We start from the raw sequence: 12,175 nt of genomic DNA on the forward strand, positions 1-12,175 counted from the left end.
GTCATGAATCGGCAATGTCAGGCCCCGGCGGCGGCTCCCCGGCGTACGGGGGCGGCCAGGCCGGCGGGTACGGCGACCGCGGGCCGGGCGGCTCCGCCTACGGCACCGGCACGCCGGAGTACACGTCCAGGCCCGAGACCCCCTACGAGACCCCCTACGAGACCCCCTACGAGACTCCGTACGACACCCGGTCGAGGACCGCGGGCGGCTACGAGGCCACGCCGGGCTCCAGGGCCGGCGGCGTGACGAGCCCGGGCGGCACCGGGTACGGCACCGAGTTCGGGACCGCCCCCGGTACGACGACGGGCACCGGGACGACGGGCACCGGGACGACACCGGGCACGGGGACGGCCGGTTATGGATCGGCCACCTCGACCGGGACGACCGGCACGACCGGCACGACCGGCACGACCGGAACGACCGGCACGACCGGAACGACCGGCACGACCGGCACGACCGGCACGACCGGCACGACCGGCACGACGGGGACGGCGCCCTACGGCGCGCCCGCCGGCTCGTACGGGACGGGCGCCGCCGGCGCCACCGCGGGACGTTCGGGGGACGAGGCGGAGTTCGATGACGACCGCGACGACCGCGCCCCGGGGACGGGAGGTGACCTGCGGTGAGCCACCCCGCCCAGGATCCCGAGCCCTCGCTCGGGAGGCTCGTCGGGGAGATCGGCGAGGACCTGTCCACGCTGTTCCGCCAGGAGGTGGAGCTGGCCAAGGCGGAGATCCGCGAGGAGGCCGGCAAGGCGGGCAGGGCGGCCGGGCTCCTCGGCGGGGCGGGCTTCGCCGGGTACATGGCCGCGCTGCTGGCGACCCTGGCCGTGATGTTCGGCCTGGGCGCCTGGATGAGCCTCGGCTGGGCGGCGCTGATCGTCGCCGCCGTCTGGGGCGTCGTCGCCGCCGTGCTGTTCGTCAAGGGGCGGGAGCGCATTCGAGAGGTCGACCCGGTGCCCCAGCAGACCGTCGAGACCCTGAAGGAGGACGTGCGATGGGCGCGCGCCCAGAAGAGATGAGAGCGGAGATCGCGGCGACGCGGGCCGAACTGGCCGCGGACGTCGACAGGCTGGCCGACAGGACAAGCCCGGCGCGCATCGTGCGGCGCCGTACGGATCGGATGCGAGAGGCGGCGCGGACCATGCGCGAGAAGGTGATGGGTGCCCCGGCGTACGCGAGCCAGGGAGTGCGGGAGCAGGCGGGCGACGCGGCCGGGACGGTCCGCGACGCGGCGACCGGAGCGGCCGGCACGGTGCGCGACGCCGCCGCCGACGCGGCGGGCACCGTCCGCCACGCGACCGCCGAGACGGCCGACACCGTGCGGCACGCGACCTCCGAGGCCGCGGACACCGTCCGGCACGGCACGCGGCAGGCGGCCGAGACCGTCAGGTCCGCCCCGCAGCAGGCGCTCCAGGGCACGCAGGGCAACCCGCTCGCGGCCGGGCTCATCGCCTTCGGCGCCGGTCTGCTGGCCGCGACCCTCATCCCCCGCACGCCGGCGGAGGAGCGGGTGGCCGTGCAGCTGAAGGAGCGCACGGGCGACGTGGTGGAGCCGGTCCGGCAGGTCGTGCAGGAGACGGCGCGGCAGGTGGGCCAGGACGCCAAGGAGGCCGCGCAGGAGGTCAAGGAGACGGCCGCGGACGCCACCAGGACCACCGGTGAGCAGGCCCGCGACCAGGCACGCCAGGTGACCGAGCAGGCGCGCCCGTAGAGGTCGCGCCGCCGATCGGAGGCCCGGACCTCGGCAGAGGGCCGGGCCTTCGCCGCGTTCACCCGTGAAGTCATCGGCGGGAGGCCGGCCCGGATCCCTCGGGACAGAGGGCCCGGCCTTCGCGGCGAATTCACCTGGCCTGATGGCCGGGCCTCGCCGCGGATCCACCGCCTTGGCCTCCCCGGAAGGCACGGGCCGGGGCGGCAGGCCGGCGGGGATCCCTGCTCGACGGCCCGGGAGGCCGCCACCCCTGCCTCGGGCCCCGATCTTGGCGGGGTTAGCATCGTGGGCGCACCGCCCGGAATCCCGGCCTTTTGGACACTCCACGGGTTCCGCCGCGTATCGGACAGGGAACAGGAGGCTGCGTGAGCATCACTGGTGACGTCCCCGCCGGCGTCTTCGCGAGCGTCGCGGACGACGGACCGATGACGGCCGCGCGGCTCCACGGTGTGCAGGACCTGCGGCTCCACCACGAGCCCACGCCCGTGCCCGGCCCCGGGGAGAGCCTGGTCCGGGTGACGGCGGTCGGGCTCTGCGGATCCGACCTGCACTGGTACACCGAGGGCGGGATCGGCGACGCGACGCTACGCCGCCCGCTGGTGGTGGGACACGAGTTCGCCGGCGTGATCGAGGGCGGCCCCCGGGCGGGCACCCGGGTGGCCGTCGACCCGGCCATCCCCTGCGGCGTCTGCGCGACCTGCCGGACCGGCTGGCACAACCTCTGCCCGGACGTGCGCTTCGCCGGGCACGGCATGCTCGACGGCGCGCTGCGCGAGCTGATGGCGTGGCCGGACGACCTGCTGCACCCGCTGCCCGACGCGCTCTCCGACGCGGACGGGGCGATGCTGGAGCCTCTGGGCGTGGCGCTGCACGCGGCCGACCTCGGGCACCTGAAGCTCGGCGCCCCGGTGGCCGTGATCGGGTGCGGGCCGATCGGGCTGCTGCTGGTCCAGCTCGCGCGGCTGGCCGGAGCCTCGACCGTCGTCGCGGTCGATCCCCTCCCCCACCGCCGGGAGGCCGCCCTCCGCCTCGGCGCCGACCACGCGCTCACACCCGGGAACGCGACCCCGGAGGTGTGGGAGGAGCTCGCCGGCCCCGGGGCCGAGGTGGCGTTCGAGGCGGCGGGCAACGACGACGCGGTCCTGACGTCCCTCGCCGCCGCCCGGCCGGGCGGCCGCGTGGTGCTCGCCGGCATCCCCGACGACGACCGGACGTCCTTCCCGGCGTCCCTGGCCCGGCGGAAGGGGCTCACGCTGGCGCTCGTCCGCCGGATGAACGCGACCTACCCCCGCGCCGCGCGTCTCGTCGAGAGCGGGCGGATCGACGTGTCCTCGCTCGTCACCGAGCGGTTCCCGCTGTCGCGGGCGGAGCAGGCGTTCGCCGCCGCCGTGTCCCGCCGCGGCCTCAAGGTCGTCGTCGAACCCGGCCGTCCCTGACCGCGGAGGGCTCGTCCCGGCCGGGTTAGGACGGCGCGCCGGGGGGAGTGTCCGGGCTGTGGCGAACGAACCCGATGAACCGGACCCGGCATACCGGCGGCTCGCGGCGGCCCTGCGGCAGGAGATCCTGCACGGGCGGATCGAGCCCGACTGCCCGCTCCCGCCGGAGGAGACCCTCGTCGAGGAGCACGGCCTACGGCCCGAGGACGTCCGGCGCGCCGTCGACGTGCTGAGCGGAGAGGGCCTGGTCTACCTGGGCGACGACGGCCGCGCCCACGTCTCGACGCGCGCCGAGGAGACCGGCGGCGGCTGAGCCGACGCCCGCTCGTGTGACGGCGACGCGCCCGCGACGGTAGGGCAAGCCCGGCCCCCACGCGGCCCCGTCTCCGCCGTTTCAGGCGACGGGCCGGGGTAGCTGGGGCGGACGTCCACACGGAGGAGACCCCCATGAGCGACCACCGGCCCACGACGGAGACGACGACGGACGAGGCGGACGTCGTCGATCTTCTGCTGCGCCAGCACGCCCTGATCCGCGACCTGTTCGACGAGGTCGAGACGGGCGGCGACAGGGCCGGGGCGTTCCGCCGCCTGGTCCGGATGCTCGCCGTGCACGAGACGGCAGAGGAGGAGATCGTGCACCCCGTCGCCCGGCGCGTGCTCGACGGCGGCGAGGACGTGATCGACGAGCGGCTGGCCGAGGAGCACGAGGCGAAGGAGATGCTGGACAGGCTCGACCAGCTGGGCCCGGACGACCCGGAGTTCGACAAGAACCTCCAGGTGCTGCGGGCCGCCGTCCTCGCCCACGCCCGCAGCGAGGAACGGTACGAGTTCACCCTGCTCCGGGCCCTGACGAACGAGGCCGAGCGCCGGTCGATGACCCTCGGCGTCAAGGCGGCCGAGGCGATGGCCCCCACGCGTCCGCACCCGGGTGTGGAGTCGGCGACGGCGAACGTCCTGCTCGGCCCGCCGGTCGCCATCATGGACAGGACCCGCGACCTCATCCGTAAGGCCATGGGCACGGACGGCTGAGCCCGGGACGGAAGCGCGACCGGCCCTCGACGGAAGGCCGGCCGCACCCTGGCGGCCGGCGCAGGCCGGGCGTGTGCGGGCCGGTTCCGCGGACGACGGGAAGCGTGGTTTGTCGGATTCGGCCCCGGGCATCGACGGCCTATGGACATCCAGGACGGAAGGGGTGCGGCGGCTCTCGCCCGCGCCCACGGGCTCTTCAACATCGCGGGCGGGATGTGGCCGCTGCTGCACGTGGAGAGCTTCGAGAAGGTGTTCGGCCCGAAGACCGACCGGTGGCTGGAACGCACGGTCGCCGGCCTCCTCGTGGGCATCGGCTGGACCCAGCTCCGGGGGGCGTCCACACCCGAGGGGGTCGAGCAGGCCCGGCGCATCGGCATGGCGACGGCCGCGACGCTGCTCGCGATCGACCTGGCCTACGTCCCCGTCGGCCGGATCCGGCCCACGTACCTGCTCGACGCGGCGGCCGAGGCCCTGTGGCTCAAGGCGTGGCGCCGGCCCGCCGTACGGGAGGCGGCGGCGCCTGCCGGGGGCGCCGGGATCGTCGCCACGACGGCGGCGCTGCTCGCGGGGTGCGCGGCCGGGGCGGTCCTCGCGGCGCGCGCCCTCGACAGGCGCGCCGGCCGGGAGTCGCAGGCCCGCTCCACCCAGGCGCAGTACGTGCGGCACGTGCCCGCCGGCTGACCTCCGCTCCCGCCCGTTACCGGCGCCGCCGGGCGGGTAGGCGAACGGAGGTTCGATACTGGAGGAGTCATGGATCGAGGACCTGTCGAGAAGGATCCGGAGGACTGGGCGACCGGCGACGAGCCGATGACCGCGCCGCAGGAGTCCTACCTGCGCACGCTGGCCCGGGAGGCGGGGCGGGACGTGCCGGAGGGGCTCAGCAAGGCCGAGGCGTCCAAGCTGATCGACGAGTTGCAGGAGCACAGCAGCCGCCTGAACGAGGACGGCGCGTGAGCGGGACCGGCGCGTAACGGCGGCGGAACGGGCCCGAGAGGGGCCGGAGCACGGCGAGGCCCCGGGAGCGATGTCCGCCCCGGGGCCTCGCCGTGGTGCGGCCCCGCCGTCCGGTGATTCCCGAACGCCCATGGTCGCGCCGCCCGGCGGTTCCCGTCCCCCGCGGGCCGGAGCCGCGGGGGACGCGGCGTCGTCAGCCGGGCAGGGTCTCGCCGCCGATGGGGGCGAGCACCTCGCCCGTGTAGTACGACGAGAGGCGGTCGGCCGCGAAGAAGACGTACGACGGCGCGATCTCGTCGGGGTGGGCGGCCCGCTCCATGGGCACCTGCTCCCCGAACGACGCGACCTTCTCCTCCGGGAACGTCGAGGGTATGAGCGGCGTCCAGACGGGCCCGGGCGCGACGGCGTTGACCCGGATCCTCCGGTCGACGAGGACCTGCGCCATCGAGTACGTGAACGCGTTGATGGCGCCCTTGGTCGCCGAGTAGTCGATCAGGGTCTTGTTGCCGCGCAGGCCGTTGATCGACGAGGTGTTGACGATGGCGCCGCCCTCGCCCATGTGCCGGAGGGCGGCCCTGGTCACGCGGAAGTAGCTGTGGATGTTGACCGCGAAGGTGCGCTCCCACTGCTCGTCGGACAGTTCCTCCAGCGACTGGACGGGCGACTGCGTGGCGACGTTGTTGACGAGCACGTCGATCCCGCCCAGCTCGCGGACGGTCCGCTCGACGACCTCGTCGCAGTGGCGGGCGTCGGCGAGGTCGCCGGGGATGGTCACGCAGCGGCGGCCCTCCCGCTCGACGAGCTCCTTGGTGTGCTGGGCGTCCTTGTGCTCGGTGAGGTACGCGACGGCGACGTCGGCGCCCTCCTTGGCGAACGCGACGGCCACGGCCCGTCCGATGCCGGAGTCGCCGCCCGTGACCAGGGCGCGTCTGCCCTCCAGCAGGCCGCGGCCCACGTAGTCGCGCATCTCGTCCCGGGGCTCGGGCGTCATCTGCCCGCTCTCGCCCGGGTACTGCTGTGTCTGCGGTGGCGGGGTGCTGTTCGGCTGCTCGGACATGCACCTCGGGTACCCCGGGCCCTCGGGGGCAAACCGGTCGTCCCGGCGGCTCACCGCCCGGACGGGTGCCGTCCGCCGTGAGGATCCGCCGGGAGAAAGACGAGGGCCGCGCTGGGCCGCCGGCGACGAGCGTCGGGCGGCCCGGGATGCGGCCCACGCGCGTGGCTACCAGTTGCCGAGCCGGCGGCCCGACGTCTCACCGTGCCGGTGCCTGCGGAACGCCAGCGCCGTCGCGAGGGCGCCCGCGCCGAACACGAAGATCAGGATGCCGGTCACCACGTTGTTCCAGATCGTCCCGGTGGTCGCGGGGCGTCCGCTGACGATCCAGGGCGAGATGATCGTCCAGATCCCGAACAGCGGCGTCATCCAGCTCACGCCGTAGGTGCGGCCGAACGCTGACGCGAAGCCGAGGGCGAGAGCGGCGACGGCCAGACCGATGATCAGGTTGTTCACCGCCAGGCTCCTGGCGCCGGAGAACCCGACGACCCACGGCGATATCGCGAGGTAGAGCCCCGCCAGGAACGTGAGACCGTCCATGATCTGCGCGGGGGCCGTGGAGCCCGCCCGGTCGAATGTCTGCCGTAGTTCCGCCACGTCGGTTTGGCCCGCTAGGCCGGTCGGTCGGACCATGTCCGTTCCGCCTTTCCAGATGAATTGCGTTGGACAACGCGCCCGTACCCGACCCCACGCCGCTATTCTCCCAAAAGATTAATAAGTCGGTATTTAATTAGCTTTACTCCCTTAAACACCCATTGGATATGCAGCGTCGCGTGACATGACCCGTCGCCACAGGGGGACGGTTACCGGAGAGTCCGGCCGGGACGACGGATCGGGGCGCGCGGTGCACATCGCCATACTCCTCGCGGTGCTGGCGGCGGCGGCGAACGCCGTCGCGTCCGTGCTGCAGCGCCGCGCCGCGCGGGCGGCGCCCCCCGAGGAGGCGTTCCGGGTCAGGCTGATCTGGGACCTGCTCCGGCGCCCTCTGTGGCTGGGCGGAATCGGCGCCCTCATCGGCGGGTTCCTGTTCCAGGCGGCCGCGCTGACCACGGGCGGCCTCGCCCTCGTGCAGCCCATCCTCGTGGCGGAGCTGCCGTTCACGATGCTGCTCGCGGGCCGGGTGTTCCGCGTCCGGATCGAGCCGGCCTCGTGGGTGGCCATCGGGGCGCTGACGGCGGGTCTCGGCGGCTTCCTCGCGGCCGCGTCCCCCGAGCCGGGCGACCGCGTTCCCGGCGTGGCCGGCTGGGCCGTCTCCGCCGGGGCGACGGCGGGCGCGATCGCGTGCTGCGTCGCCCTCGCGCTGGCCGCGGGCGGGGCGCCGCGCGCCGTCCTCCTGGGGGTCGCCGCGGGGCTCGGCTTCGCCTACACGGCGGTGCTGATGAAGCGCACGACCACCCTGGCCACCGCCGGGCTCGCCGACCTGCCCCGCGCCTGGTCGCTCTACGCCATGGTCGCCGCCGGGCTGGCCAGCCTCTACCTGCTGCAGAACGCCCTGCAGAGCGGGCCGCTCGTCGCCGTCCAGCCGGCCCTCACCGTGACCGATCCCGTGGCCAGCACGGCGTACGGCGTGGCCCTGTTCGGGGAGGACATCCAAACCGGCCCCTGGATCGTGCCGGAGCTCGCCGGAATCTCCCTCATCCTGTACGGCAGCCTCCTGCTGTCGCGCTCGGCCACCCTGGAGGGCGAGGCGCCGTTCACTCCGGCGGAAGGGCGACAAGCGACTCGGCGGGCGCCGCGCTGAACAGGCCCGCCGCCCGTGCCACCATCGCCTCCCGCTCCGCCGTGCCGTCGAGCCGGTCCAGGGCGGCGACCAGCTGGGCCGCGTCCCGGGCGTAGAGGGCGAGCCCCGACCGCGCCATCGCGGCGGCGCCGTCCCCGCCGTGCCCGGGGATGGGCCGGTAGGACACCACGGGCACGCCGGCGGCGAACGCCTCCTTGCAGGTCAGGCCGGCGGCGTTGTCCACGAGCGCGTACGCGGCGGCGAGCAGGGCGGGCACGTCGTCGCGCCAGCCGAGGGCGAGCCCGGCGCCCGCGCGCTCGATGCGGCGGCGCAGCCGGTCGTTGGCGCCGCACAGCACGACGGGCAGGTGGCGCCCCGTCGCGGCCAGGACGCGGGCCGTCTCCTCCACCCGCCCGACGCCCCACGAACCGGCGGAGACCAGCACCAGCCGGTCACCGGGGCGCACCCCCAGCCGTTCGCGGACCCCCTCAGAAAGGACCCCCTCAGAACGGACACCCTCAGAAAGGACCCCCTCCGAGCGGGCACCGTCCGAGCGGACCCGGGCGACGTCCGGCCGCACGAGCGGCGCGTGGCGGTACGCGGGGCGGCCGGTGGCGGCGCACACCGCGGCGGCCGTGGCGGGGTCGGGGCACAGGTACCGGTCGTTGCCCGGGTGCAGCCACAGCCGGTGGGCCGCGAAGTCGGTGACCACCACCGTGCTGGGGACCGCGAGCCGGCCCGCCGCCCGCAGGTGCCCGGCGGCCTGCGCGGCCACGTGGAACGTGGAGACCACGGCCACCGGCCGCAGGCGCCGTACGACCTCCTCCAGGCGGCGGGCCAGCAGCGACGTCAGCGGCGAGACCGGGGGCGTCCGGCCGGAGACGAAGAAGACCCGGTAGGTCAGCGCGTACAGCCAGGGCGCCGAGCCGACGGCCCATCGATAGCCGCCGCGCAGCGCGGCCCCGAGCCTCAGCGGCAGCAGGTCGAGCACGTCGAGCACCCGCGCCCCGGCGCCCCTTGCCGCCAGCCGGGACGCCAGCTCCGCGGCGACCCGGTCATGCCCCGCGCCCATCCCGGCGCTGAGGATCAGGACCGTCCTGTCCCGCTCCGCGGCCATCGACCCCACCGCCCTTCCGCATACGCCGTCACCGCCGCCGGCACCCCGCCGTCACCGGTCTCCCGCGTTCTCCGCCGCCGCCGCGCGTTCGCCCACGCCGTCGCCGTCCGACGTCCGCGCCGCCGCCGGCCGCCGGCACCACCGGCACGCGCGTGCCCGGGCCGGAGGGAGGCGGGCACTGCGGGCACTCCGGGCGGTGGCGGGGACGGTCGCGGGGCGGCCGCGCACACTGGAGGGGTGACGCGTGCCGCGCTGGCGTTCGGACTGGCCGGGGCCGCCCTGCTCCACGCCGGGCCCGCCGCGACCTGGCTGCCCGCCGTACGCCGGTGGGTGCCCGGGCTGTCGGGGGACGGCGCGCCCGGCCACGTCGCGCTGACGTTCGACGACGGCCCCGATCCCGCATCGACCCCGCGGTTCCTCGACGAGCTGGACCGGCTCCGCTGTCGCGCGACCTTCTTCGTCCTGGGCGAGATGCTGGAACGCCATCCCGGCACGGGCCGCCGGATCGCCGAGGCCGGTCACGAGATGGCGGTCCACGGCTGGCGCCACGACCCCACCCTGCTCCGCCGTCCGGGCCGGGTCACCGCCGAGATGGGCCGGGCCGCGCGCCTCGTCGCCGAGGTCACGGGGACGCGCCCGGCCTGGTACCGGCCGCCGTACGGGGTGCTGAGCGCGGAGGCCCTGATCGCGGCGCGCCGGCACGGGCTCCGCCCCGTCCTCTGGACGGCCTGGGGCCGGGACTGGACGGCGGACGCCACCCCCGCCTCGGTCGAGGCGGCCCTCGCGCCCGGCCTGCGCGGCGGCTCGACCCTGCTGCTCCATGACTGCGACCACACCTCCGCACCCGGTTCCTGGCGCTCGGCGCTGGGGGCCCTCGCGCCGGTGGTGGAGCGCTGCCGGGCGGCCGGTCTCCAGGTCGGCCCGCTGGCGGAGCACGCCGTCCCCTGACCCGCACCGGCCGCAGGTACTGTCGTCGTGCACACGCCCCACAGCAGGTCGTACCCCCGGGGACGGGAGGACACCGCGACGCGGGACGGCGGCAAGCTTTTACCCCCCGCCGGTACGGCAAAAGCGGCGGGAAAGGACACCATCCCCAGCCTCCGGAGAGGACGACCGGCCTTTTGCCCTCCCCGGACGAACCCGCTCCCGTTGCGGCCGTCGCCGTCCCAGACCCTTACCCAGGCAAAGCCGTACGTCCCTTATGCGGTGTTTTGTAGCCACATGCGTAGGAGATCCTCCCCTCATGTCCTCCGAGGCCGCGCTCCATCACCTCGACGCGGCACCCCCGCGCCGGGAGAACTTCCCGGTGGCCTCCCTCCTGCTCCCCCGTTCCGTCCGCCGGCACCTCCTCGCGGTCTACGGCTTCGCCCGGCGGGTGGACGACATCGGCGACGAGGCCCCGCCGGGCGAGCGGCGGGAGCTGCTCGACGCGGTCGACGCCGACCTGCGCCGCCTGTACGCGGGACGGGCACCCCGCCTCGGGGTGGTGCGCGTCCTCGCCCCCACCGTCCACGCCTGCGCCGTCCCCGCCGAGCCGTTCCACCACCTGGTGGAGGCGAACCGCCGCGACCAGGAGGTGAGCCGGTACGAGACCTTCGCCGACCTGCTCGGCTACTGCGCCCTGTCGGCCAACCCGGTCGGGCGGATCGTCCTCCACGTCTTCGGCGCGGCGACCCCGGCCCGGATCGCCCTGTCCGACCGGATCTGCTCGGCGCTCCAGATCCTCGAGCACTGCCAGGACGTCGGCGAGGACCTCGCACGCGGCCGGGTCTACCTGCCGGCGGAGGACCTGCGGCGGCTCGGGTGCGCCGAGGCGGACCTGACCGCCGTGCACACCACGGAGCCGCTGCGGGACGTGGTCGCGCTCCAGACGCGACGCGCCGCGCACCTGCTCGACGAGGGCGCGCCGCTGGTCGGCACGCTGCCCGGCGTCGCGCGCACGGCGGTGGCCGGATACGTCGCGGGCGGCCGGGCCGTGGTCGCGGCCCTGGAACGACACGGCCACGACGTTCTCGGGCGCGCGGTCCGGCCCCGCCGGGCCGTTCTGCTGCGCGCCTGGCTGCGGATCCTCGCGAGAGGAAGGTGAGCGGGTGACGGCGACCGAGGCCTACCGGCACTGCGAGCGGATCGTCCGCCTCCGTGCGCGGAACTTCGCGTACGGCATCCGGCTGCTGCCGCCGCCGAAGCGGCGGGCGCTCAGCGCGGTCTACGCGTTCGCCCGGCGCGTCGACGACATCGGGGACGGCTCGGGACCTGCGGACCGGCGGCTGGCGGCGCTGTCCGCGGCCCGCGCGCAGATCCGCGCGGCGGAGCCCGACCCCGGCGACCCGGTCCTCGTCGCGCTGCACGACGCGGCGGCCCGCTTCCCCATCCCGCTCCCCGCGTTCGAGGAGCTCATCGACGGATGCACGGCCGACGTCACCGGGGCGTCCTACGAGACCTACGACGACCTCGTGGCCTACTGCCGCGACGTCGCCGGGTCGATCGGGCGGCTGTCGCTCGGCGTGTTCGGCTGCGCCGAGGAGTGCGGCGGACGGGCCGAGCGGCTGGCGGACGCCCTCGGGGTGGCGCTCCAGCTCACCAACATCCTGCGCGACCTCGGCGAGGACCTACTGGCCGGGCGCGTCTACCTCCCGGGCGAGGACCTGCGCCGGTTCGGGTGCGCGCTCGGCCTCGACGCGGAGGGGCGCTTCACCGACCCGCCGGACCGCCTGACGCGGCTCATCCGGTTCGAGGCCGAACGGGCGCTGACCTGGTACGCCGAGGGCATGCGGCTCATCGGCCTGCTCGACCGGCGCAGCGCCGCCTGCACCGCGGCGATGGCCGGGATCTACCGGCGCCTGCTCGGCCGCATCGCCTCCGACCCGGCGGACGTGCTCGGGGGACGCCTGTCGCTCGCGCCCTGGGTCAAGGCGATGGTGGCCGCCCGCGCCGTGGCGGGAGCCGGCCGATGAGGCGGCGCGACGCCTGCCCGCCGCCGGTCGCCGTCGTCGGCGGGGGGCTCGCCGGCATCGCGGCGGCCCTCGCGCTCACCGAGGCGGGCCTGCCGGTGACCGTGTACGAGGCGCGGCCGCGGCTGGGCGGCGCCACGCACTCCTTCGACCGCGGCGGCCTGGTGGCCGACAACGGCCAGCACGTCTTCCTGCGCTGCT

At 75.5% G+C, this 12,175-nt stretch carries 15 protein-coding genes and 1 pseudogene; 13 read left to right on the top strand and 3 right to left on the bottom strand.

All coding sequences use genetic code 11. The annotated features are described in order from the left end of the window. The 8 genes and pseudogenes from MPTA5024_RS41850 to MPTA5024_RS04860 all read left to right on the top strand — a co-directional run. A pseudogene (locus tag MPTA5024_RS41850) lies at window positions 1-626 on the top strand (hypothetical protein); the annotation flags it as partial. Next, window positions 623-1,021, top strand: a complete 399-nt coding sequence (locus tag MPTA5024_RS04830) for a phage holin family protein (RefSeq protein WP_036320236.1) — start codon at window positions 623-625, stop codon at window positions 1,019-1,021. The pseudogene MPTA5024_RS41850 and the gene MPTA5024_RS04830, both read left to right, overlap by 4 nt. Beyond that, window positions 997-1,713 (top strand): DUF3618 domain-containing protein, encoded by a 717-nt coding sequence (locus tag MPTA5024_RS04835; RefSeq protein WP_036320238.1) that lies wholly within the window; start codon window positions 997-999, stop codon window positions 1,711-1,713. Before MPTA5024_RS04830 ends, MPTA5024_RS04835 begins: the two co-directional genes overlap by 25 nt. Before the next feature lie 365 nt (window positions 1,714-2,078). Then, window positions 2,079-3,149, top strand: coding sequence for a zinc-binding dehydrogenase (locus MPTA5024_RS04840; protein WP_198166949.1), 1,071 nt, complete (start codon window positions 2,079-2,081; stop codon window positions 3,147-3,149). A 58-nt stretch (window positions 3,150-3,207) separates the two neighbouring features. Continuing rightward, complete coding sequence (locus tag MPTA5024_RS04845) at window positions 3,208-3,462, top strand: GntR family transcriptional regulator (RefSeq protein ID WP_051457711.1); 255 nt, start codon at window positions 3,208-3,210, stop codon at window positions 3,460-3,462. 134 nt (window positions 3,463-3,596) lie between these two features. Next, window positions 3,597-4,178 carry a hemerythrin domain-containing protein gene (locus tag MPTA5024_RS04850; RefSeq protein ID WP_036320241.1) on the top strand — a complete coding sequence of 194 codons (582 nt, stop codon included), beginning with the start codon at window positions 3,597-3,599 and terminating at the stop codon, window positions 4,176-4,178. A gap of 141 nt (window positions 4,179-4,319) precedes the next feature. After that, window positions 4,320-4,859, top strand: a complete 540-nt coding sequence (locus MPTA5024_RS04855; protein ID WP_063794619.1) for a hypothetical protein — start codon at window positions 4,320-4,322, stop codon at window positions 4,857-4,859. A 69-nt stretch (window positions 4,860-4,928) separates the two neighbouring features. Further along, a complete protein-coding gene (locus MPTA5024_RS04860) occupies window positions 4,929-5,132 on the top strand; it encodes a DUF3072 domain-containing protein (protein WP_036320244.1) in 204 nt (67 codons plus the stop codon). Window positions 5,133-5,325: 193 nt separating this feature from the next. Here MPTA5024_RS04860 and MPTA5024_RS04865 read toward each other — a convergent pair whose 3' ends face one another. Beyond that, on the bottom strand, window positions 5,326-6,189 hold the full coding sequence (locus MPTA5024_RS04865; RefSeq protein WP_036320246.1) for an SDR family oxidoreductase: 864 nt from the start codon (window positions 6,187-6,189) through the stop codon (window positions 5,326-5,328). A gap of 165 nt (window positions 6,190-6,354) precedes the next feature. Further along, window positions 6,355-6,819 (bottom strand): SPW repeat protein, encoded by a 465-nt coding sequence (locus MPTA5024_RS04870; RefSeq protein WP_036320249.1) that lies wholly within the window; start codon window positions 6,817-6,819, stop codon window positions 6,355-6,357. 145 nt (window positions 6,820-6,964) lie between these two features. On the opposite strand from MPTA5024_RS04870, the gene MPTA5024_RS04875 reads away from it, so the two are divergent. After that, window positions 6,965-7,927: a DMT family transporter gene (locus tag MPTA5024_RS04875; RefSeq protein ID WP_198166950.1), complete on the top strand. Its 963-nt coding sequence runs from the start codon at window positions 6,965-6,967 to the stop codon at window positions 7,925-7,927. Here MPTA5024_RS04875 and MPTA5024_RS04880 read toward each other — a convergent pair. Beyond that, complete coding sequence (locus MPTA5024_RS04880) at window positions 7,881-9,023, bottom strand: MGDG synthase family glycosyltransferase (RefSeq protein ID WP_036320252.1); 1,143 nt, start codon at window positions 9,021-9,023, stop codon at window positions 7,881-7,883. The genes MPTA5024_RS04875 and MPTA5024_RS04880 overlap by 47 nt on opposite strands. Window positions 9,024-9,260: 237 nt before the next feature. On the opposite strand from MPTA5024_RS04880, the gene MPTA5024_RS04885 reads away from it, so the two are divergent. From MPTA5024_RS04885 to MPTA5024_RS04900, 4 genes are all read left to right on the top strand, one after another. After that, window positions 9,261-9,971: a polysaccharide deacetylase family protein gene (locus MPTA5024_RS04885; RefSeq protein ID WP_051457712.1), complete on the top strand. Its 711-nt coding sequence runs from the start codon at window positions 9,261-9,263 to the stop codon at window positions 9,969-9,971. A gap of 295 nt (window positions 9,972-10,266) precedes the next feature. Then, window positions 10,267-11,109 carry a squalene synthase HpnC gene (gene hpnC, locus MPTA5024_RS04890; RefSeq protein ID WP_157099291.1) on the top strand — a complete coding sequence of 281 codons (843 nt, stop codon included), beginning with the start codon at window positions 10,267-10,269 and terminating at the stop codon, window positions 11,107-11,109. Window positions 11,110-11,113: 4 nt separating this feature from the next. Continuing rightward, the gene (gene hpnD, locus MPTA5024_RS04895) at window positions 11,114-11,977 is read left to right on the top strand and encodes a presqualene diphosphate synthase HpnD (RefSeq protein ID WP_036320254.1); all 864 of its coding nucleotides are present in this window, start codon (window positions 11,114-11,116) and stop codon (window positions 11,975-11,977) included. After that, the coding region (locus MPTA5024_RS04900) for an FAD-dependent oxidoreductase (protein WP_036320257.1) at window positions 11,974-12,175 on the top strand (202 nt) is incomplete at its 3' end. The genes hpnD and MPTA5024_RS04900, both read left to right, overlap by 4 nt.

This window comes from Microbispora sp. ATCC PTA-5024, assembly GCF_000511135.2.
Classification (GTDB): domain Bacteria; phylum Actinomycetota; class Actinomycetes; order Streptosporangiales; family Streptosporangiaceae; genus Microbispora; species Microbispora corallina.